This is a genomic window from Peptoniphilus gorbachii, from assembly GCF_016908115.1.
GTDB classification, from domain to species: Bacteria; Bacillota; Clostridia; order Tissierellales; family Peptoniphilaceae; genus Peptoniphilus_A; species Peptoniphilus_A gorbachii.
Window position 1 is genome coordinate 406680 of record NZ_JAFBDH010000001.1, and the last position, 22920, is coordinate 429599.

Here is a 22920-nt window from a genome sequence, read left to right on the forward strand (position 1 = left end):
TGGGCACTTAAACATGCTCAACCCAATTAAAATTTATTTTATTTTTCTGCATTTCTTTCTTCAATAATTTTTTCTGCAATATTTTGTGGAACTTCTTCGTATCTCACAAATTCCATGCTGAATGTTCCTCTACCTTGAGTTATTGATCTTAAATCAATTAGATAAGAGAAGAGCTCAGCTTGTGGTGCTTCTGCAATTAAAATTTGTGTGCCATCATTTTGTTGGTCCATACCAAGAATTCTTCCACGTCTCTTATTCATATCGCCCATTACATCTCCAAGATATTCTTCTGGAATTGTAACTTCAACTTTCATTATTGGTTCAAGAAGAACTGGACTTGCCTCTTGCATTCCCTTCTTGAAAGCAAGGTTAGCTGCAAGTTTGAAACTCATTTCATTGGAGTCAACATCATGGTAAGATCCATCATATAGGACAGCCTTAAAGTTTGTTACAGGATAGCCTGCAAGGACTCCCTTTTCTTTGGATTCAATAATTCCCTTTTCAACTGCAGGGAAATAATTCTTAGGAACTGCACCACCAAATACTTCTTCATCAAATTCAAAGTCCTTGTCAGATGGTTCAAATCTAATCCAAACATCACCATATTGTCCTGCTCCACCAGATTGTTTCTTGTGTTTACCTTGAACGCTGGCAGTCTTTCTAATTGTTTCTCTATAAGGAACTATAAATGGAACAATATTTACTTCAACGCCATAAGTATTCTTTAGTTTGTCTAAAATTACATCAAGTTGAACTTTTCCTTGACCACCTATAGTCATTTGTTTAGTTTCAGGATTTCTTTCGATAGTAAATGTTGGATCTTCGTCCTTAATTTTCTTTAGAGATTGAGAAAGTTTTTCTTCGTCTCCCTTAGTCTTTGGTTCTATTGCATAATATAGAACTGGTGTAGAATATTTTAATTTTTTATATTCAACTATATGATCTTTATCACAAAGAGTATCTCCTGTTACTGTCTTCGCAAGTTTTGTAGTTGCTCCAATATCTCCTGCGTGAATTTCTTCTATATCAATTTGTTCTTTACCTCTCATAATGTAAAGCCCACCAAGTTTTTCACTTTCTTCAGCATTTACATTGTATAGAGAAGTATTTTTATTAATTGTGCCTGATATAACCTTGAAAATAGAAATTTTTCCAAGGAATGGATCAGAAATTGTCTTAAAAACAACTGCAGCAAAAGGATCCTTTGAAGAAACTTTTCTTTCTTCTCCATCTTTATATCTAAAGCCTTGATTTGCACGATCATCATCAGGTGCTGGCATATAATTTACAATTGTGTTTAGTAAAATGTCAATTCCAATTCCCTTTTCACCACTTCCTACAAGTAGTGGAACAGCGTCACCTTCAAGAAGTGCTGTTGTAACTCCTCTTAAAAGATCTTCTCTAGTGAATTTTTCTCCAGAGAAATATTTTTCCATTAAAACTTCATCAGAACCAGCAACAACTTCTGCAATTTCTTCATACATTCTTTCAGTTGCCTTAACTTGGTCGTGATTTAGTTCAGTTTCTTGTGGTGCAGAGTTTACATATTTGTATCCCTTTTGGAAAATAACATCTGTAACTCCGACAAAGTGTTCTCCTTCGCCAATTGGCACTGAGAAAGGAATAACTTTTTTACCAAAGGAAGCTTCAAGTTCATCCATTAATTTTCTAAAGTTTACATTTTCTCCGTCAATTTTATTTATAAAAATAATTCTTGGAAGTCCAATTTTTTCTGTGTATTTCCAAGTTCTTTCTGTGCCTACTTCAATACCCTTAGTTGCATCAATAACCATTATTGCAGCTTCACTTGCTCTTAGAGCACCATGAGCTTCTCCAACAAAGTCAAGATAGCCCGGAGTATCTATAACATTTACTTTATAATTTCTCCATTCAATAGGAATAATTGATGTTCCTATGGATGTTCCTCTATCCTTTTCTTCTTTTGAGAAGTCGGAAACTGTATTCTTGCTAGAAACATTTCCAAGTTTTTGTGTAGCTCCACTTTGGAATAACATAGCCTCTGTTAGGTTTGTCTTTCCGGAGCCAGAATGTCCTACGAGAGCAAGATTTCTTACCTTATCTGTTGTATAAACTTTCATACTTTCCTCCTGTTATGTAAATTTTTTGAAATCGTTTCGATGAATAAATTATAACATAGATTTTGCCATTTGAAAACTGTGTAAAAATATCTATTTAGGGTAATAAAGTTTTGAAAATATATTTTTATAAATGAATGAGTGATATAATGGATTCTAAATTTTTTAAAAAAGATAATATTCCTTACATAGTGATAATTTTTTTGTGCTTAATAATTGGATATCAATATTATGATTCCCACAAATTTCCTAATGAAACAAAGGCTCTTCTTGACATAAAAACTTCAAGTCATGAAGAAAAGGAATTTGACAAAAAAGATTTAGAAAAATTAGAAATAGAATCAACTGATGAAAATAAAGATATAATGGTACATATTTCTGGAGCAGTAAAAAATCCTGGGATTTTAAAAATAAATTCATCAAAAAGAGTTGTGGACGCTTTAGAAATGGCTGGTGGAGCCACAGATGATGCAGATCTTGATAGGATTAATCTTGCTGCAAAACTTCACGACGAAGAAAAAATTTACATTCCAAAAATTGGCGAAATTAGTAATAATGAAATTTCTAGCCTTGTTTCAAGTGGAGAAAATAGTAATGCTGGAAAAATAAATATAAATACAGCCGATTCTACTGAGCTTCAAAAAATTCCTGGAGTTGGAGCAAAAACAGCAGAAAAAATAATAAATTATCGCTCACAAAATTCTTTTTCGTCAATTGAAGATATTAAAAATGTAGATGGCATTGGCGACAAAAAATTTGAATCCATGAAGGATTACATTTCAACTTATTAAATTAAAATTAAATAAAAAATTAAATTTAAGATTAAAAATTTATTAAAACTAAAAAAAGCTCAAGAAAAAAGGCTAACCTCTAATCTTGAGCTTTTTATTTTTATAAAATTTTATCTCTTTCTAGGATTTCTCTTGTAACGATTCTTTCCTGAACTTGAAATGCCAATAATAAGGGCAAAAATAAGTGAAACCAAACCAGATGATACTCCTATTACAAAAATAATAAGATTATCTAAACTACTTGGGTCAAAAAGTTTATTTATCACCATAAAAAGTGAAATAATTCCAATAAATACTAGGGCAAGACCTGGCAAATATTTTATAAATTTTAAATCTTTTGCTGCAAAGTTAACTATAAAGGTAAGGACTACTCCAATTAATATCGCCCCAAAAGTTAGAAGCAAATAAGTTGAATTTTCCATAACCAATTCCATTATTTTATTCATTTTACACCTCATTTATTAGATGACAGTTCTTGTTGCCAAATATTTGAATAGCGTCCAGTTGCCCACTCTGTCATAATTGTAGACGCTTCATTACCTATTTCTCTTTCAAAAATTGCACTAGGATTAATTTTATTATCCTCTATATTATATATTCTTAGATAATTATTTTCCAATGTTATTAAAAATTTATTGTCAGGAGATACAAAACCGTCCTTAATGCTAGATTTAAAATTCTTAATGTGAGACATTGGTATATTTATTTCGTTGTACTTATTTACATCATAAGGAAGAACTAAGTTTAAATCAAAATCAGAAAACTTATTATCTTCTAAGTCCACTCTTCCCTTTAGTTTCCAAAAACCATTGTCCCTATAAATACCTATATTGTATGGATCTTTTTTTAAGGTTTCAATATTTTTTCCTTCAGCTTCTAAGTTTTTTTCATTTAAAAATTCCTTATAACTTAAAGGGTTTTTGCTATCTAAATCATCTAATTTATAAATTCTAAGACTTGTCTTATTAGACTCTCTATCTAAACTTTCCACATTTATATAATTATTTGTAACAAAATCGATAGTCTTTAAAGTATTATTTTCTTTTAAATCTTCGGTCTTCATTAAGTCCCCATCATCTTTTATAATTTTTGAATTTTTATAATCCTTTAAAATTACTTTATCTGTGGTCTCTTCTCCCTTAGATTCTTTTTGAACACTTATTTCAGAAAAATTATCATTTCTCGGAATAATAATATTATTCATCTCATATACATTTTCTAGCTTTGAATCAGAAAACTTAATGTAAAGAGTTTTATAATTCCATGTAGGCATATTTGAATCACTTTTAGTTTTAAAAGCAATTAAAAAACCCTTATCACCATTGTAATCAAAGAGATTACCCCTTGCAAGAACTTCATCTTTCTTAGCAATAATTAAATTATTTAAGTCATCATTATTAATTTTGTCGTCTATAAGTTTCATCTCAAGTATTACCCCATTGTCAAATAATAGGGCTGTATTTTCACTTGTCTTTATGACTTCATAATAAATACTTCTGCTTGATTTTGAATCAAATATATAAGTTGTATAAACATCTGAATCTTCTATTCCAAGACTTTTATAATCTAAATTAAATTTTTGATAAAGATATTCAGATAATTTAACATACTTTATCTTATACTCTGCATCTTTTATATAATCATCTGCCAAAACAACCTGATCATTCGAAAAATATAAGTTCTCTCCAATAATATCCTTAAATAAAAAATTATCTTGGTTTATTTTTTTATTGTAGATAAATTTTGTAATTGCCCATTTACCATAAATTGGAGATTGTCCCATGACTGGTCTTTCAATATTAGTGCCAGCAGATGACAAAAAGGAGCATGCAGTTAAAAAAATCAATGAAATTATTAGAAATAATTTTTTAATCAATTTTATCACCTACTTCCTTTGGTATCTCAATTGGAAGAGTTACCTTTACTGTAGTTCCAATCTTTTCTTCTGAGAAAATTTCCAAATTACCATTGTGAAGTTTTGTAATCTCATCACTTATTGATAAACCAATTCCGCTATGACTCTTAGAATGTTTGCCCTTATAAAATTTTTCCTTTACATGGGCAATTTCTTCCTTTGTCATTCCCATTCCATTGTCAGATATCATTAGGTGTAGAAAATTATCTTCCCTTGCCATTTGAAATTTAACCCAACCCTTGTCAGATGTAAATTTAATTGCATTATCAAGTAAATTTATAAGAAGCTGCTTAATTCTATTTTCATCGGCATATAAAAGTATTGATTCCTCTGGAAATTCCGTTATAAATTCAATATTATTTGACTTGGCACGAGGCCTCATTTGTTTTGAAACATCGATGCAAGTTTGCGTCATATCAAATAAATCCTTATCCAAGGTAATTCTTCCAGAAATATATCTTGAAAAATCCAAAAGTTCTTCAACCATTTTTGCAAGTCTATCGGCTTCATTTTCTATAATATTTAAACCATCTTCAACAAGTTCTTTTTCGTCATCCTTTGCATCCTTTAGTACAACTGCCCAGCCCTTTATTGATGTAAGCGGAGTTCTAAGTTCATGAGAAATTGAAGAAATAAAGTCATTTTTAATTCTATCCTTATTTATAATTTCATCGCTCATGGCATTTAAAGTCTTCGCTAGTTCTCCTATTTCGTCATCTTCATAGACTTTTGCCTTTTCTTCATAGTTTCCCTTTAACATTGTCTTAGCAACTTCTGTAAGCTCAAGTATTGGCTTTACAATTGATCTTGAAATAAATAGTGAAACCATAGTTGTAACTAAGGCAACAAAAAGTGTGAATATAAGAAGAGAAATTCCTGTTTTTAATATCGCCTTATTTGCATCTTCCATTGATGAAATAAATCTTAAATAGCCAATATTTTCTCCATTATTGTTTATTATGGCTCCAGTTACAGACATAATTTTCTCTCCAGTTTCTACATCTTCACCACGCCAAGTTTTTATTTCTCCCTTTTCTGCTGCTAAAAAGTCTGAAGTCTCAATTGAATTGGTAGAAAGCTTTCCTATAGAATCTAACAATACTTCCCCATTATTATTTAAAATTTGAACCTCTGCATTAGTATTTGATAGAAAAATATCGCTATCTTCATATATTAAATCTTCAATTGCCTTATCTGAATAATCTCTCTTATAAATTTCAAGAGAAAGTTCCATTCTTGAAATCAATTCTTTGGAGATGTTATTATAATAATAGAAGCTAAAAACAGAAAGCAAAAATATATCTATAATTGAAATTGTAATTAAAATAACTATTAGAAAACTTCTAACTAATCTTTTTCCAATTTTATTTTTCAATTACAGACACCTCTTATTTCCATCTGTATCCTGTTCCCCAAACTGTTTCAATGTACTTTGGCTTAGCAGGATTAGTCTCAATTTTTGACCTAAGCCTCCTAATATTAACATCAACAATTTTTGAATCGCCTAAAAAGTCATCACCCCAAACAAGTCTTAATATTTCATCTCTTGTCATGGCCTTACCTGGACTTGTCATAAATATTTTTATAATTTGATATTCAGTAGGTGTAAGCTCAAGCTCAACATCATCTTTATAAAACTTTCTTGAATAAGAATCTATTTTAAAGGGTAGATCGATTATTAAATTACTATCTTTAACTTCTTCAGGTTCAAGTCTTCTTTCAATAGATTTTATTCTTAAAGTTAGTTCTGTTGGATTAAAGGGTTTTGTAAGATAATCGTCAGTACCATATTGTAGACCCATTATTTTGTCATAATCCTCTGCCTTTGCAGTTAGCATAATAATTCCTAGGCTTGGAAACTCTCCTCTTAGAGTTTTACAAACTTCAAAGCCATCAATTCCAGGTAGCATTATATCTAGTACAACAATATCTGGTTTTTCCCTTCTTGCGATTTCAATTCCATCTTCGCCACTTCCAGCTTCAAAAATTATGTATCCTTCTCTTTCCAAATTTATTTTTACAAATTTTCTTATTGATTCTTCATCTTCAACAAGCAATACCTTAGTTTTCAAAATATCACCTCTCAATGCTAATTATAAATAAAATCCACTCCAAATTCAATTGAAGTGGATTTATTAATAAATTTTTAATAATTAATAGTAGTTAGGAGCTTCTCTAGTAATAGTAATATTGTGTGGGTGAGATTCTGTAAGTGAAGCTTGAGTAATTTTTACATACTTAGCTGTGGCTCTTAGAGTTTCTAAATCCTTTGCTCCAAGATAACCCATGGCAGATTTTACACCACCAACAAGTTGGAAGACAATGTCTCCTACAAGTCCCTTATATGGGACTCTACCTTCAACTCCTTCAGGAACATATTTAGTAGTTCCACTTTGGAAATATCTATCAGATGAGCCTGCACTCATAGCTCCAAGTGATCCCATACCTCTATAGGCTTTAAATCTTCTACCTTCAACAAAAATTTCTTCTCCTGGTGATTCGTCAGTTCCTGCAAAAAGTGAACCCATCATAACAACATTTCCACCAGCAGCAAGTGCCTTTGCAACATCTCCTGAGAATTTAATACCACCGTCAGCAATAATTGGCACGCCATATTTTTTTGCAGCCCTATAAGCTTCCATAATGGCAGTGATTTGTGGAACACCAATACCAGTTACAACTCTTGTAGTACAAATTGAACCAGGTCCAATACCAATCTTAACACAGTCGGCACCAGCTTTGATTAAATCTTCAGTTCCTTCATAAGTTGCAACATTACCTGCTATAAGTTGAATGTCTGGGAAGGCATCCTTAATATTTTTTATAGTATTTAAAACATTTTTAGATTGACCATGTGCAGTATCAATTACGAATACATCAGCCTTAGCCTTTACAAGGGCTTCAATTCTATCAAGAACATCCTTAGTTGCTCCAACTGCAGCACCTGTTATTAATCTTCCAGATTTATCTCTTGCAGAATTTGGATATTGTTCATGTTTTTCAATATCCTTGATTGTTATAAGTCCTTTTAGGACATTATCCTTATCTACAAGAGGAAGTTTTTCTATTTTGTATTTCTTCAAAACTTTTAAAGCTTCATCAAGAGTAATATCAGGAGCACCTGTTATTAATTTTTCAGAAGTCATTACCTCACTAATTCTCTTAGATAAATCAGTTTCAAATCTTATGTCTCTGTTAGTTATAATTCCTTCTAATATTCCCTTTTCAGTTACAACTGGAACACCGCTTATTCTATATCTTTCCATAAGCTCAGAAGCATCTTTAATAGAATGGTCCTTAGTAAGTGAAAATGGATCAGTAATTACTCCATGTTCAGATCTCTTAACTCTATCAACTTCAAGGGCTTGTTCTTCAATTGACATATTCTTATGAATAATACCAATTCCACCTTCTCTTGCCATGGCAATTGACATTCTGTGTTCAGTAACAGTGTCCATACCTGCAGACATAAGTGGTATGTTTAATTTTATTTTTTCTGTCAAATTAGTAGATAAATCAACTTCGTTAGGCAAAATTTCTGATTTTGCTGGCACAAGTAAAATATCATCAAATGTTAATCCTTCTCCAAAAAATTCCATATTCCCTCCTGATTATTAAAAATTACTCTACTTCCTTAACTTTTTCCTTCAATTTATAATTAATATTTTCGTCAACTAGTGTAACCTTATCTGGCAAATTCAATCTAACTACATTTTCACCTATCTTAATGTTGTTAAAATTAATAGGTTTAGTTTCTATAAAATCAATAGAATCAATTACATCAGAATTTCCTCTAATTGTAACAGAAGCTGGCTCAATTGAAAAGTCATTTATTACAATATTTTTTGTTGTATTTTCATTATAAACTAATTTAATAGGAACTGTCTTACTCTTTAAAATAGGTACATCAACTTTTACAGTAAGAGGCGTTACAGTAACTTCCTTTATAATTTTTCCCGAATCGTCATAGGCAAAAATTTCAGCATCCACACTTGTAGTTTCACTTATATCCGTTACATCAATTTGGGCTTCCACTTTATTGATTTTATTTATATAAGTACTTGGTCCCTTAACTACAACATCAAGAGTTTTGTCAATTTCTCCAACAGATAAACCTTTTTGAGGTTTGTTTTTTGTAACTACGCTAACTCTGTGTTTTTCTTCTAAAATTTTATCTATTTTAAAGGGTATCCTTCTTGGTGATGTATTTACAACAGAAATGCCAAGATCAATATAAGAAACATTTACAGGAACAGAATGCTCTCCTTCACCAAGTTTACTTACATCAACTTTAGCAACTATCCCATCTTTTGTAACATTTCTCATATAAGAATTATATCCCTGAAGTTTTACATCTACCTTTGACTCCTTTGGTGATATAATCGTCAAATTTTTATCTTTTAAATTATTAAGACCATCATAAGTAACTTCAATATTTTTAAAATTTGCTGAAGTTATAAAATTTGCCTCTCCCTTTACATAGGACCACAAGATAATAGCAAAAACAAGAGACATGATTTTTATCATTAAACTTTTGTCATTTTTAAAACTTATCTTTTTCATCTTTATCACCACGCTTTGCGAAAATAGTTCTCGCCCTATATTCAGGACTGTAAATCTCAAGAAGTTTTGCTTCAAGAGTCTCAATATCTAAATATCTTGAGATAAGACCATTTTCTGCAGTTGAAATAGTTCCATTTTCTTCAGAAACCATAATGCTTAGACAGTCTGACTTTTCAGAAATTCCAATTCCTGCCCTATGTCTAGTTCCAAGTTCCTTAGAAATTTTTTGATTGTCAGAAAGTGGCAAAAAGCAGGCTGCTGCCTTTACCTTTGAACCCTTTATAATAACTGCCCCATCGTGAAGAGGTGTATTAGGTATAAAAATATTTATAAGTAGACCACTGCTGACAAGACCGTTAATCTCTGTACCAGTTTCAATAACTTCTGTTAAGCCAACTTCTTTTTCAATAATAATAAGGGCGCCAATCTTTTGTCTTGCAAGAGAAGCTACAGCCGAAATAATTTCTTCAACAGTTTCTGGAACAGCTTCCTTATTTTGACTAAAATTATTTTTAATACTTGAAGTTAAACCTAAATATTGAAGACCTCTTCTAATTTCCGGTTGAAATAAAACAATTATTGCGACAATACCATCATTTATAAATCTTGTGAAAATCCAATTTACAGTGTAAAGTTGGAAGAACTGTGAAATTTTTATAAATAATAAAATTAAAAGAATTCCCTTGAAAACTTGCTCTGCTCTAGTATTTCTAATTAATTTCAAAATATAGTAAATTAACATTGTGACTATTAAAATATCCACAAGGTCTCTTAAATTTATTACATTGAGTAGATTATTTAAATTTCCCAAATTAAGCACCTCTTTTCCTTGAAATTAAAATTATTGCAAGAAATAAGCCAAGAGAGATGAAAATGTCTCCCACGCTAATTACCTTTGAATTTCCAATTAACCTATGTAGTGGAATGATATCTGACAAAAAATAAAATTTAGGACTTTCAAAAACTCCGTGACTTGAACTTCCACCCATGTATATTAATTTAATTATTCTCTCATTATCTATCTTCATCAGGGCTGAGGCACTGACGGGCATCTTGCCGTTAAAAATCACTGGGATGGCATTTAAAAAAGTTCCTATACCACATAAAAGCAGTCCATAATTTTTATAATTTGCTAGAAAAGAAATCCCTATAGCTAAAATTGAAATAATGTGAAAAACTGTAAAATACTTTACAAAAAAATCTGTAAGACTTCTAAAATAATGAGCAGTTACAAAATTTATAAAAATCATTAAAAATATGCCAAAAAAAGCAAGAGAAATCATTTTAAATTTAAAATTTATTAAATTGTTTAAATCTTTATCTCTAATAAAAAATAAAACAAGAGCTGATAAAATTACTGCTTCTAAAATCATTTCCTCACCATAATTTATAATAACACAAATAATTTACATTGACATAAATTCAAAAAATTTTTCTTTTATAATTAATTATTATAGCACAAATAAAATTCTAGATTTATCCTTTAAAAGGCGAAATATATTTTTTTTGCAACAAAAAAAGAGAGACCTGAGTCTCTCTAATTTTATTAATTATTCTTCAGTTGATTCTTCAGATTCTTCTTTTTCTGGAGCTTCTGAAATTTCTTTTCCGTCTTCAATTATATCAGAATCTAATTCTGCATCAGCGAAGTTAAGTCCTAGCATTTCTCCAATAGTCATATTGAAGTCATCTTGTTTTGGTTCTTCAATCTTCTTTTCTCTCTTTGGAGCTGGTTTTCTTTCTCTTCTAGGTTTTCTTTCTCTTGGTTTAGCTTCTTCAGTTTCTTCTTTTTCTTCAGGTTCAATTAGAGCCTTAATAGAAAGAGAAATCTTTTGGTTTTCTTCATCAATATCAGTTACTTTAACTGTAACTTCTTCACCAATAGAAAGTTTATCTTGTGGTTTTTCAACATGTTCTCTTGAAATTTGAGATACATGAAGAAGTCCATCAACGCCTTGTTCAAGTCTTACGAAAGCACCAAAGTCAAGAAGGTTAACAACTTTACCCTTAACTACATCGCCAACTTTAACTTCATTTGTAAATACATCCCATGGTTTTTCCATAGTTTGTTTTAGTCCAAGTGCAATTCTGTTCTTTTCTTTATCAACAGTTAGAACTTGTACTTTAACTACATCTCCAGGTGATACAACATCTGAAGGGTGTTTTACTCTGTTCCATGAAAGTTCAGAGATATGGATAAGTCCATCAACTCCTCCAACATCAACGAAAGCACCAAAGTTAGTTAATCTTTGTACAGTTCCTTCAATAACGTCTCCTTCTTTAAGCTTATCATATACTTCATCACGAACTTTATCTAATTCTTCTTGAAGTACATTTTTTCTTGAAGCAACAATTCTCTTCTTTCTCTTATCAAAATCGATAATTTCAACTTCGAATTCTTCTCCAATAAATTTGCTTAAATCTTTTTGGAATCTAACAGAAACATGAGATGCTGGTATAAATACATTTAATCCTCTGTAATCTGCAGTTAGTCCGCCTTTTACTTGGTTCTTTACAGTTACTGTTATATTTTCTTTGTTGTTATAAAGTTCTTCAACTTCATCCCAAATTTTCATATCAGCAACTCTTTTTGTTGAAAGAACAACATTGCCATCTCCATCATCCATCTTTAGAACGTATACGTCAATTTCTTGACCTTGTTCATAAAGATCTTGAGGATTAACATCTGGTCCTCCTGCAAGTTCATCTTTAGAAATGATACCATCTGATCTGTATCCAAGATTAACCATTACTTCTGAATCAGTTATATATAAAACTTCTCCAGTTACTACTTCGCCCTTTCTAATTCTTTTGAAAGAATTATCAATGGCTTCCATCATCTCACCTTTGTCAAAATTTTCCATCCTACAAACAGCCTCCTTGATTACCGATTCCGGTGTGGATGCTCCGGCGGTAATACCAATTTTATTAAATTTTTTAAATATATTTAAATCAATATCTTTAATAGATTGAATTAAAAATACATTTTTACAATTTAATTTTGCAATCTCTGCAAGTTTTTTTGTATTAGAAGATTTTTTTCCGCCGAATACAAGAACGGCGTCAACTTTTTTTGATAAACTCCTAATACTTTCTTGTCTCTTGAAAGTTGCATTACATATAGTATTATAAACTAAAACTTCATCTTTTGAAATATCTTTTATAATATTTATTGCTTTTTCAAAAAATTCTACATTATTTGTAGTTTGTGATACTACTACAATTTTTCCATCTGGAATTTTTATATCTTCCAAATCAGAAATCACAGTTGCAGAGTCATTGCAGTGAGAATTTATCCCTATCACTTCGGGATGATTATAATTCCCCACAATTACTATATTATAACCTTTTTTATAAAAATTTTCTACTATATTATAAATTTTTTCAACTTTAGGACAGACGCAATTTATTATTTCATTATTATTTTCTTCTAATTTATCTAAAATTTTTTTGTGGACTCCGTGACTTCTTATAATCACCTTAGAATCATATACATCAGTGTCATCAATTTTTTTAACACCCTTATCTTCAAGGTCTTTAACAACAATTTCGTTGTGAACTAAGTCGCCGTAGGAATAGACCCCCTCTTTAGCATTGTCAAAAGCCATTTTCACAGCTCTTTTTACTCCGCCACAAAATCCATTAACATCTGCTACAATAATTTCCATTTAATTTTATCACCATAAACTATTCTCATAATATCTTGAGAAATATTTTCTAACTCTTCATTAGAATATTTTATTTCTTTATTAATTTTTACAGGTTTTCTAAAATAAACTTTCAATTTTCTAAAAACCTTATAATCGCCTTCTATAAAAACAGGAAGGACTTCTGAATCGGTTTTTTGTGCAATAAGTGCAACACCTGATTTTATTCTCCTGTAGTCAATTTCACTGACTCTAGTTCCCTCAGGAAAAATCCCAAGGACATCTTCATTTTTCAAAATTTTTAAAGCCGTTTTTATTGCCTTTAAGTCATTTTTTTCTCTGTCAACGGGAAAAGCGCCAAGTCTATCTAAAAAACCGCCTACTAATTTATTTTTAAAAAGTTCTTTTTTTGCCATCCAAAAAATTTGTCTTGGAAAAATTGCAGAAATTGTCACAGGATCTAGGTTGCTCTTGTGATTTCCGCAAATTATTAGTCTTTTATTATCCTCTGGAATATTTTCTAGTCCAAAAACTTCAACTCTATAAATAATTTTTACAAAAAAACCAACTACTGTCTGTATAAATTTGTAAAACATAAATCACCTTTTAATATATGAAATAATTTTTTCTATAGTTTCTTCAGCATTTAGGTCTGTGCTGTCAATTAATATGGCATCATCAGTCTTTATTAGGGGAGAGTTTTCTCTATGAGAATCGTTATAATCTCTTATTTTTAAATCTTCAAGAATTTCATTAAAACTCAAACTATCATCATCAATTTGCTTGTATCTTCTCATGGCACGGGTCTCTACATCTGCTGTAAGGAAAAATTTATATTCAGCATCTTTTAAAACTACTGAGCCTATATCTCTTCCCTCCATAACAACATCTCTATCTTTGGCAATTTCTCTTTGCATCTTAACTAAATAATCTCTAATAATTTTTTTCTTAGAAAATTCAGAAGTTTTATTAGAAATTTCATTTTCTCTAATTTTTTCAGACACGTCTTTTCCATCTAAAAATATTTTATCGCCATCAAAATTTATTTTTGTTTCTTTTAAAACTTTTTCAAAATCACTTTCATCTGTTTTTAATAGCTTTAAAGTTATGGCACGATACATTGCACCTGTGTCTACATATAAAATATTAAGTCTCTTTGCAAGATCCTTTGCTATGGAACTTTTGCCAGAGCCTGCCGGTCCATCTATTGCAATTTTCATTTTTACCTCCAAAAAAATCACTACAATCCATAGTAGTGATTAATCTCATTATATTTTATTTTCAAAAATAAGTAAAGGAATAGACTTTACAAATTAATTCCACAAGAATATCCAGTTGAGTTTGCTATTTGAATGTTAAATCCACCAGTAAGTCCATCAAGGTCTAGGACTTCGCCAATAAAATAAAGTCCAGAAACTTTTTTTGACTCCATAGTCTTTGGGTCTATGTCTTTTACATCAATGCCGCCACTTGTTACTATGGCCCTATCAATATCATCTAAGCTGTCAAATTTTAGCTCAAAATTTTTTATAGTTTTAACTAAATTTTCTCTCTCAATCTTTGTAATTTGATTTACTTTTTCATCACCACTTATACCTGCACTATAAAGTACATAAGAAATTAAATCCTTGGGCAAAAGTGATTTCATTACATTTTCTATATTTTTATTCTGATTTTCAGAAAAGTCTCTTAAAATTCTAGCATCAAGTTTTTCAGGCTCAAGGGCTGGCTTTAAATCTAAAAACATTTCAAAATCTTTTAATCTATTTATTTTACTTGAAGTAGTAAGGACAATTGGACCACTAATACCTCTGTGAGTAAAAAGCATTTCTCCAAATTCATTAGAAATTATTTTTTTATCTTTAATAACTTTTAATTCAACATTTTTTAAAGTTAGTCCTGCAAGAGAAAAATTGTTTTTTAAATTTATTCCAATAAGACCTGGCACTTGGTTTATGATCTTATGTCCAAAGTTTTTCGCAAATTTATAGCCATCTCCTGTTGAACCTGTTAGTTTGTAAGAAATACCTCCAGTGGCAATTACAACTTTATCAAATTTTTCTCTTCCATTTAAAATAAATTCCTCTCCAACTTTTTCTATGGATTTTATTTCAAAATTTAAGTGAACTTTTACACCAAGATCTTTTAATTTTTTTTCATAAGCTTTTATGACATCAGAGGACTTATCACTAAGAGGAAAAACTCTATTTCCTCTCTCAACTTTAAGGGGAAGACCAAGCTCTTCAAAGTAATAGTAAGTTGTGAAGGGCGAAAAAGAATAAATTGATGAGTACATAAAATTAGAATTATTTACCATGTTTTTCAAAAATTCTCTCTCATCACAATAATTTGTTAAGTTGCATCTTCCCTTGCCAGTAATAAATAATTTTTTTCCTAATTTTTCATTCTTTTCAAAGATAGTAATCTGGTGATTTTCTGCTGCCTTAATGGCACACATCATCCCAGCAGGTCCTCCTCCAATTATTGCAATTTTCATTTTTCTACCTTCTTTTCAATTAAATACACTATAGGTGGATTATTTTTCTGATTGTAAAATTCTCTCTTTTCAACTTTAAAGATCTTTTGGTCGAGATTTTTTAAAAATTCATCAAGACCCTCCCTTTCTTCAAAGGAATTCTCATGACCTAAGTAAGACACGACAATAATTATTCCGCCTTCTATAATTTTTTCAGTGGCTTTTTTAAGAGAATTAATAGTTGAATCCTTTAGAGTTGTAATTTTTTTATCAGAACCAGGGAGATAGCCAAGATTATAAATTACTAAGTCAAATTTTTCTAATTTATCAAGGTTTTCGTGGCTTTCTAAAAATAATTTATAATTTTTATAATCCTTTAATAATTTATTTGCAGCATCAAGAGCTTCCTTTTGCAGGTCAAAACCATAGACGAAGCCCTCATCTCCCACTGCTTTTAAGAGTTTTAAAGTGTCCTTTCCCTTTCCAACAGTGGCATCCACAGCAATTTTACCTAAAAAATTATGAGATAGAATTTCATCCACTATCTCATAATATTTTTCCTTTACAATCATTTTAGTCCCTTCAAATATTTTATTTCATTTTCATTTAAGTATCTGTAGTTTCCAACTTCAAGATTTAACAGCTCAATTTTACCCATAGAAATTCTCTTTAATTTTTTTACACTGTGACCAATGTAATCAAACATCCTCTTCACTTGATGATTTTGTCCCTCAAAAATTTCTATTTCTAAAATAGAATCTTGCTTAAAGTTTTTTAAAATTTTAACATTTGCAGGAGATGTTTTTAAATCTCTAATATCAAGTCCTGATCTTAATAGGGAAAGTTCATGGGCATTAGGTGTTCCTTCCACAGTTACAATATATTTTTTGCCAATTTTATATCTTGGGTGCATTAAAATATTTGCAAGCTCGCCATCATTTGTAAGAAGCACAAGGCCTGTTGTGTCAATATCAAGTCTTCCCACAGGATAAACTCTATAATCATCTGGCACAAGGTCTGTTACAGTTTGCCTATCCTTTTCATCATTAGCACTTGTGACAACTCCAATAGGCTTATTTAAAATCATATAAATTTTTTTATTTTCAAGAGTAAGCCTTTTTCCATTTAGGTAAACTCTATCAACATTTGGATCAACTTTTGTGCCAAGTTCTGTAACAATTTTGTCATTGACCTTAACAAGTCCTTCTTTAATATATTCTTCGCATTTTCTTCTGGATGCAGCTCCACAGTGCGCCATGTATTTTTGTAATCTCAATTAGATTCCTCCTCCAATTCTTTTAAATCGGGCAAGTCTTCCAAATTTTTCATGCCAAACTTCTGCAAAAATTTATCAGTTGTGCTGTATAAATTTGGATGGCCAATTCTATCAAGCTTGCCAGAAATTTCTATTAAATTAAAATCAAGAAGACCTTTTATTGTGCTATCACAATTTACTCCTCTTAATTCCTCTACTTCAACCTTTGTAACTGGTTGCTTGTAGGCAATAATCGATAGAGTTTCAAGGGCAGGCTTTGAAAGGTTTTTCTCATTTTTTTCTTTAATCAAATTTTTTAAATAAGGTTCATTATCTTGCTTAGTTCCAAGCTGAAATTTGCCATCAACTTCTCTAAGTCTAAGACCCGAAGTTTCATTTTTATAATTTTCCTTCATTTCCATGAGAATTTCCCTTGCGTAGTCCTTTCTAAGTTCAAGTGAACTTGCAAGGTCCTCTAAACTTATAGGATCTCCCCAAATAAAAAGTATTGATTCAATTATTGATTTGAGTTTGTTCTTGTCCATGGTATTCTCTTTCTTCAATTAAAATATCTGCAAAATTGTCGCTTTGCCTTGCAATAATATATTCGTTCTTAATAAGTTCAAGCATTCCCAAAAAATATGTTATTACGTCAACTTTATAGACAATATCTTCTAAAAGCTGACTAAATTTAATCTTCTTATTTTTCTTTAAAGCTTGTTTTATCTTTCTTGATGCATCTTCAACTTTAAAATATTCTCTCTCAATTCCAATTACTTCCTTATCCTTGTAGTTTTTCAAAATATTGTAAAAGGCCAAGGAAAGTTTTTCTACATTGGATTCCTTTAAAAAATCCATTTCACTCATAGAAAATATTTCTGTTCTTAGCTTATAGAAAGATTTTGATTCATATTCCTCTTGAATTTTTAAAATTTCTGAAGCCTCTTTATATTTTTTATACTCTAAAAGACTTTCAACAAGATCAAGTCTTGGATCTTCTTCCACTTCTTCATCTTCTAGAACCTCTTTCTTTGGAAGAAGCATTTTTGATTTTATTTCTAAAAGAGTAGATGCCATTAAAATAAAGTCTGATGTTAGAGTTAGGTTTAACTTCTTCATATTTTCAATGTATTTTAAAAATTCTTCTGTAATTTTAAAAATTGGAATGTCGTAAATATCTATTTCATTTTCTTTTATTAAATCTAAAAGAAGATCCATTGGACCTTCATAAGTTTTTAAAACAATATTATATTCCATAAATTAATTCCTAAGTAAATAATTCCACTTAAAATATTTTCAATAATTGGCGCAATAAATTTATCTACAAGACCAGAAAAAATCATAATCACAAGAACAAAATAAAAATATTTTTCATACTTATAAAATTTGTATTCTAAATTTTCTGGCAAAAGTGTCGCCAATACCTTTGAACCATCAAGTGGTGGAAGTGGCACAAGGTTAAATACGCCAAGCATAATATTGTACCAAAAAATTGATGTGAAAAGTGGAACTAAAAAAGATGACTTATAATTTAAGTAAACTAAAATAATGCCTGCAACAAAACCCAATACAAAATTAGTAAAAACTCCTGCAAGTGAAACTAAAAGTGATGCCACTTTTCTATTGCCCTTAAATCTATAGGGATTAATTGGCACAGCTTTTGCCCAGCCAAATCTAAATATAATCATAGAAATTAAACCCACAGGGTCAATGTGATTAAGTGGGTTTAAACTAAGTCTTCCGTCGTCTTTTGCAGTTGTGTCGCCACAAAGATAAGCTACATAGCCGTGAGCTATCTCATGTGGAATTATGGCAATCATAAGTGCAATAATATTTATTGCAATAGATGCTATATCTATATTATTCATATTAATCAATCTCTTCTATAATTAATTTATAAGTTTCTTTTTTTTCAGAAAAATCATAGGCCTTTTTAATTCTCTCAATTGCAGCTTCTACTTCATTTTCTTTCTCAGTGTAAATTGTAGCGATTTTTTCGCCTTTTTCTACATAGTCGCCAACTTTTTTGTGAAGATAAATTCCAGCATTTAAATCGAGAACATCGCTTTTTTTGTGTCTACCTGCTCCAAGATCTCTTGATGCAATTCCAATTTCAATTGCCTCAATGGATTTTACGAAGCCTGTTTCTTCTGATACTATGTCTTTTATTATTGATGACTTTTTAAATTTATCTGTGTCATCAATATAAGATGAATCCCCAGCTTGAAGTTCTACCATTTCTTTAAACTTTTCTATTGCAGATCCATCAGAAATTTTTTCTTCAAGAACTTTTATAGCTTCCTCTTCATTTTTAGAAATACCTTCCATAATCATTAGCTTAGATCCAATTCTAAGTGCAATATCTTTTAAATGGCCAGATTTTTTGCCCTTTAAAATATTTATAGCTTCAATAACTTCTATGCTATTTCCTATGGCGTCGCCTAGAGGTTCATTCATACTTGTTATAATTGCCTTAGTATTTCTGCCAAATTTTTTACCAAGATTTACCATGAGTTTTGAAAGTTCAATAGCTGATGGCACATCCTTCATAAAGGCACCATTTCCAACTTTTACATCTAAAACTAGGGCGTCAGTTCCAAGAGCAATTTTTTTGGAAAGAATTGATGATGCAATTAAGCTTACATTATCAACTGTTGCTGTTGCATCTCTTAGGGCATAAAGAAGTTTATCTGCAGGAACAATATTTTCCGTTTGACCAATTACTGCTATATTTGATTTTTTTAAAATTTCAACAAATTCTTTGCCACCAATATTTATGTTAAATCCAGGAATTGCTTCAAGCTTATCAAGTGTTCCTCCAGTGTGACCAAGTCCTCTGCCGCTCATTTTGGCAAAAACTAGACCAACTGAAGCAAGTAGTGGTCCTAGGACAAGAGTTACTGTGTCTCCAACACCACCAGTGGAGTGTTTGTCAACTTTAGAACCTGGCACCTCTGATAAATCAACGCGATCGCCAGAATCTATCATTGCCTTTGTGAGATAATAAGTTTCATCTAAATTTAACTTGTTAAAATAAACTGCCATTAAAAATGCTGAAACTTGATAGTCTGGAATTTCTCCCTTAACATAATTTTCAATAAAATATTTTATTTCTTCTTCAGATAAGATTTTATTTTCTTTTTTCTTTTGAATAATATCTAAAAAATTCATCAAATCTCCTCAACAATATCTTTTAAAAGTTTTGTAAATTTGTCTGCAACATTTTTACCAACTTCTACAACTTCTGCGTGATCAAGTGGAGTATCAAGAATTCCTGTACTCATGTTTGTAATAGTCGAAATTCCAAGAATTTTAAGTCCTCTATGTCTTGCCACAATTGCTTCAGGAACTGTGCTCATTCCAACAGCATCTGCACCTAATATTCTAGCCATTCTAACTTCAGCAGCTGTTTCATAACTTGGTCCAGTAAAATACATATACACGCCTTTTCTTATATTAATGCCAAGTTTTTTTGCAGAATTTTCAGCAAGTTCAACAAGTTCAGGTGTATAAAGGTCAGTCATATCAGGAAATCTTGGTCCTACTTCGTCATCATTAGGTCCAATTAATGGATTTTTTCCCATTAAATTTATATGATCAGTTATTATCATAAGATCTGCTGGATTAAAATCTTTATTTACTCCGCCTGCAGCATTAGTTAGAATTAAAGTCTTTACTCCTAAATTTACAAGAACTTTTATTGGGTAGACAACATCAGACATTTCATAGCCTTCATAAAAATGAATTCTTCCCTTCATTAAGCAGACATTTTTTGAATTTATTTTTCCAAAAATTAACTTGCCATCGTGACCTTTTACTGTGGATACAGGAAATCCAGGAATGTCTTTATAAGCTATTTCAACTTTTTCTTCAATTGAATCTGCAAAGTCGCCAAGTCCTGAGCCAAGAACAATTCCTATTTCTGGCTCAAAATTTATTTTTTCTCTTATATATTTAATAGTCTTATACATTTTTCCTCCTGAAAGTATTGTAATATAAAATACCTGCCACAGATTTTGAATCAGTTATTTCGCCAAGATTAACTAATTTTAAAGCTTCGTCGAATTTTAGTTTTTCTACACTTAGGTGTTCAAACTCGTCAAGATTTTGATTCCCTGCAGTAAGTCCTTCTGCGTGGAAAATAAATAATTTTTCATTTGTAAAACCTGGAGATGAATAAGTTTCTAAAAGATATTCTGATTTTTCTGCATCATAGCCAGTTTCTTCTTTTAATTCACGAAGAGCAGCCTTTTGTGGCTCTTCACCAAAGTCCACCATTCCTGCTGGAATTTCATAAATTTCCTTGTCAATTGCCTTTCTGTATTGTTTTATCAATATGATTTCATCATCTTCAGTTAAAGCAACTATGCCAACAGCAGGCTGTCTTTCAACAATTTCTCTTTTAGTGTATTTTTGACCTTCCATCTCAACAGTATCCACTCTAAGCTGTAAGACTTTGCCGTCAAAAATCTTTGTGGATTTCATTGTTCTCTCTTCATTATTTGAATTTGCCATTTAATCACCAATCATTTCCTTTGCAGTTTCTATTGCAACTTCACTTACATTCATTCCGCCAATTAATCTTGCAACTTCTTCCACTCTCTCATCATAATTTAATTTGTCAATTGTAGAAATTGTGCTGTTATTTACAACATCTTTCTTTATTGCAAAATGCGTGTCTGCCAATGCAACGATTTGTGGCAAGTGAGAAATTACTATAACTTGTCTATCTCCTGCAAGTTCTTTTATCTTGTTGCCAACAATTTGTGCAGTTTTTCCACTTATTCCAGTGTCTATTTCATCAAAAACAAGAGTAGGAATGTTGTCTTTTTCAGCAATAATACTCTTAAATCCAAGCATAATTCTACTCATTTCACCACCAGATGCAACCTTAGCCATAGGCATCAAATCTTGACCTAAGTTTGGTGCAATCAAAAATTCTATTTTGTCAATTCCATCAAAGGAAAGCTCCTTATTTACTAGGTCAATTTTAAATTTTGCATCTTTAATATTTAACTTGTTAATTTCTTCTTCTACTTTTTTCTCTAAAACTTCTGCTGTTTTTTTTCTATTGTAGCTAATTTTTCCAGCAACTTTTAAGGCTTCTTCTTCCAAATTTTTTATTTTATTTAAAAGTTTATTTAAATTTTCCTCGAAGTTTTGTAAGAATAAAAGTCTTCCATTTATTTCTTCATAAAAAGAATTTATCTTTTTAATGTTATTTCCGTATTTTAATTTTAAATTATTTACAAGGTCAATTCTCTCTTTTAGGTACTGAAGTTTTTCCTCGTCAACTTCACTAGAATTAATGAATCTATCTAATTTTTTTGCAATGTCAGATAATCTATATCTAATGTCTTCAAGTTCTTCTTCTGTAGATTTTAAGTCCTTATTATACTTTGTAACATCTACAATATTTTCAATTATCTTATCTATAATATCTTCAGCAGAAACACTTTCGTAGCCATCATTAATAAGTGATTTTGCCTGAGATAATTTTATTAGAGTGTCTGTCATGTTATTTAGGACATTAAAATCATTATAAAGCTCATCATCATCGTAATCGGATAAGTTAGCATCTTCTATTTCCTTTATTTGATAGGTCAAAAGATCCATTTCTCTATCTTTATTTTTTTCAAGTAAAGTTTTTTCTTGATATTCATCTTTTAAAGAATTTATCTCTTGAACAAGATTTTTTAATTTAAAAAGTAAATCCCTTTGATCCTTTCCAGAAAAATCGTCAATTAATTTAAGTTGATTTTTGTTATCCATAAGTGAAATAGACTCATGTTGAGCAAAAATATCAATTAGATGAGTGGAAATTTTTGAAAGTATTTGTGATGTAATGGTCCTATTGTTAACTCTTGTAATAGATGGACCCTTGTCCCTTATTTCCTTAGAAATTACAATTAAATCTCCTGAATCAATTCCATATTGAGATAAAAGCTCTTTAGTTTCATCATCATAGGAGGAAAAAACAGCTTCTATATAAGCTCTGTCTTTTCCCTTTTTTATAATATCCTTATTTACTCTTTGACCAAGGACGAGACCTAGTGAATCTATAATAATTGACTTACCTGAACCAGTTTCTCCAGTTAAAACATTTAAACCACTTTCAAACTCAATTTTCATATTTTCAATTATTGCAAAATTTTCGATATTTAACTCTAAAAGCAT

The 22920-nt window shown here is 30.5% G+C and carries 23 protein-coding genes; 1 reads left to right on the forward strand and 22 read right to left on the reverse strand.

Features of this window, described 5'->3' with window-relative positions; all coding sequences use genetic code 11:
• Nucleotides 1-38 precede the first annotated feature (38 nt).
• Nucleotides 39-2099 (reverse strand): elongation factor G, encoded by a 2061-nt coding sequence (gene fusA / locus JOD41_RS01910; RefSeq protein WP_205051356.1) that lies wholly within the window; start codon nucleotides 2097-2099, stop codon nucleotides 39-41.
• A gap of 146 nt (nucleotides 2100-2245) precedes the next feature.
• On the opposite strand from fusA, the gene JOD41_RS01915 reads away from it, so the two are divergent.
• The gene (locus tag JOD41_RS01915) at nucleotides 2246-2887 is read left to right on the forward strand and encodes a ComEA family DNA-binding protein (protein WP_205051357.1); all 642 of its coding nucleotides are present in this window, start codon (nucleotides 2246-2248) and stop codon (nucleotides 2885-2887) included.
• 110 nt (nucleotides 2888-2997) lie between these two features.
• Here JOD41_RS01915 and JOD41_RS01920 read toward each other — a convergent pair whose 3' ends face one another.
• The 21 genes from JOD41_RS01920 to recN form a co-directional block, all read right to left on the reverse strand.
• The gene (locus JOD41_RS01920; RefSeq protein ID WP_205051358.1) at nucleotides 2998-3333 is read right to left on the reverse strand and encodes a cytochrome C biosynthesis protein; all 336 of its coding nucleotides are present in this window, start codon (nucleotides 3331-3333) and stop codon (nucleotides 2998-3000) included.
• Between the two features lie 8 nt (nucleotides 3334-3341).
• A complete protein-coding gene (locus JOD41_RS01925; RefSeq protein ID WP_205051359.1) occupies nucleotides 3342-4763 on the reverse strand; it encodes a hypothetical protein in 1422 nt (473 codons plus the stop codon).
• The gene (locus JOD41_RS01930; protein WP_205051360.1) at nucleotides 4756-6177 is read right to left on the reverse strand and encodes a sensor histidine kinase; all 1422 of its coding nucleotides are present in this window, start codon (nucleotides 6175-6177) and stop codon (nucleotides 4756-4758) included. Before JOD41_RS01930 ends, JOD41_RS01925 begins: the two co-directional genes overlap by 8 nt.
• 13 nt (nucleotides 6178-6190) lie before the next feature.
• Nucleotides 6191-6874: a response regulator transcription factor gene (locus JOD41_RS01935; protein ID WP_205051361.1), complete on the reverse strand. Its 684-nt coding sequence runs from the start codon at nucleotides 6872-6874 to the stop codon at nucleotides 6191-6193.
• An 81-nt stretch (nucleotides 6875-6955) separates the two neighbouring features.
• Nucleotides 6956-8401 (reverse strand): IMP dehydrogenase, encoded by a 1446-nt coding sequence (gene guaB, locus JOD41_RS01940; protein ID WP_156702070.1) that lies wholly within the window; start codon nucleotides 8399-8401, stop codon nucleotides 6956-6958.
• A gap of 22 nt (nucleotides 8402-8423) precedes the next feature.
• On the reverse strand, nucleotides 8424-9365 hold the full coding sequence (locus JOD41_RS01945) for a CdaR family protein (RefSeq protein ID WP_205051362.1): 942 nt from the start codon (nucleotides 9363-9365) through the stop codon (nucleotides 8424-8426).
• Nucleotides 9346-10176, reverse strand: coding sequence for a diadenylate cyclase CdaA (cdaA, locus tag JOD41_RS01950; RefSeq protein ID WP_205051363.1), 831 nt, complete (start codon nucleotides 10174-10176; stop codon nucleotides 9346-9348). Before cdaA ends, JOD41_RS01945 begins: the two co-directional genes overlap by 20 nt.
• A 1-nt stretch (nucleotide 10177) precedes the next feature.
• On the reverse strand, nucleotides 10178-10738 hold the full coding sequence (locus JOD41_RS01955) for a DUF5317 domain-containing protein (RefSeq protein ID WP_205051364.1): 561 nt from the start codon (nucleotides 10736-10738) through the stop codon (nucleotides 10178-10180).
• A gap of 177 nt (nucleotides 10739-10915) precedes the next feature.
• Complete coding sequence (locus tag JOD41_RS01960; RefSeq protein ID WP_205051365.1) at nucleotides 10916-13033, reverse strand: bifunctional 4-hydroxy-3-methylbut-2-enyl diphosphate reductase/30S ribosomal protein S1; 2118 nt, start codon at nucleotides 13031-13033, stop codon at nucleotides 10916-10918.
• Complete coding sequence (locus tag JOD41_RS01965; protein WP_205051366.1) at nucleotides 13018-13608, reverse strand: lysophospholipid acyltransferase family protein; 591 nt, start codon at nucleotides 13606-13608, stop codon at nucleotides 13018-13020. The genes JOD41_RS01960 and JOD41_RS01965 overlap by 16 nt, the downstream gene beginning before the upstream one ends.
• Nucleotides 13609-13611: 3 nt before the next feature.
• Nucleotides 13612-14232, reverse strand: a complete 621-nt coding sequence (gene cmk / locus JOD41_RS01970; RefSeq protein WP_205051367.1) for a (d)CMP kinase — start codon at nucleotides 14230-14232, stop codon at nucleotides 13612-13614.
• Between the two features lie 86 nt (nucleotides 14233-14318).
• Complete coding sequence (locus JOD41_RS01975) at nucleotides 14319-15509, reverse strand: BaiN/RdsA family NAD(P)/FAD-dependent oxidoreductase (RefSeq protein ID WP_205051368.1); 1191 nt, start codon at nucleotides 15507-15509, stop codon at nucleotides 14319-14321.
• Nucleotides 15506-16060: a tRNA 5-(aminomethyl)-2-thiouridylate-methyltransferase MnmM gene (mnmM, locus tag JOD41_RS01980; protein ID WP_205051369.1), complete on the reverse strand. Its 555-nt coding sequence runs from the start codon at nucleotides 16058-16060 to the stop codon at nucleotides 15506-15508. Before mnmM ends, JOD41_RS01975 begins: the two co-directional genes overlap by 4 nt.
• Entirely contained in the window at nucleotides 16057-16764 is a 708-nt protein-coding gene (locus tag JOD41_RS01985) for a pseudouridine synthase (protein WP_205051370.1), read from the reverse strand. The genes mnmM and JOD41_RS01985 overlap by 4 nt, the downstream gene beginning before the upstream one ends.
• Nucleotides 16761-17288, reverse strand: a complete 528-nt coding sequence (scpB, locus tag JOD41_RS01990) for an SMC-Scp complex subunit ScpB (protein ID WP_205051371.1) — start codon at nucleotides 17286-17288, stop codon at nucleotides 16761-16763. Before scpB ends, JOD41_RS01985 begins: the two co-directional genes overlap by 4 nt.
• Nucleotides 17257-18000 (reverse strand): segregation and condensation protein A, encoded by a 744-nt coding sequence (locus JOD41_RS01995; protein ID WP_205051372.1) that lies wholly within the window; start codon nucleotides 17998-18000, stop codon nucleotides 17257-17259. Before JOD41_RS01995 ends, scpB begins: the two co-directional genes overlap by 32 nt.
• Nucleotides 17979-18611 carry a site-2 protease family protein gene (locus JOD41_RS02000; RefSeq protein WP_205051373.1) on the reverse strand — a complete coding sequence of 211 codons (633 nt, stop codon included), beginning with the start codon at nucleotides 18609-18611 and terminating at the stop codon, nucleotides 17979-17981. The genes JOD41_RS01995 and JOD41_RS02000 overlap by 22 nt, the downstream gene beginning before the upstream one ends.
• A gap of 1 nt (nucleotide 18612) precedes the next feature.
• Nucleotides 18613-19914 (reverse strand): thymidine phosphorylase, encoded by a 1302-nt coding sequence (locus JOD41_RS02005; protein ID WP_205051374.1) that lies wholly within the window; start codon nucleotides 19912-19914, stop codon nucleotides 18613-18615.
• Nucleotides 19914-20714, reverse strand: a complete 801-nt coding sequence (locus tag JOD41_RS02010; RefSeq protein ID WP_205051375.1) for a purine-nucleoside phosphorylase — start codon at nucleotides 20712-20714, stop codon at nucleotides 19914-19916. The genes JOD41_RS02005 and JOD41_RS02010 overlap by 1 nt, the downstream gene beginning before the upstream one ends.
• The gene (locus JOD41_RS02015) at nucleotides 20707-21258 is read right to left on the reverse strand and encodes an NUDIX hydrolase (RefSeq protein ID WP_205051376.1); all 552 of its coding nucleotides are present in this window, start codon (nucleotides 21256-21258) and stop codon (nucleotides 20707-20709) included. Before JOD41_RS02015 ends, JOD41_RS02010 begins: the two co-directional genes overlap by 8 nt.
• Entirely contained in the window at nucleotides 21259-22920 is a 1662-nt protein-coding gene (gene recN, locus JOD41_RS02020; protein ID WP_205051377.1) for a DNA repair protein RecN, read from the reverse strand.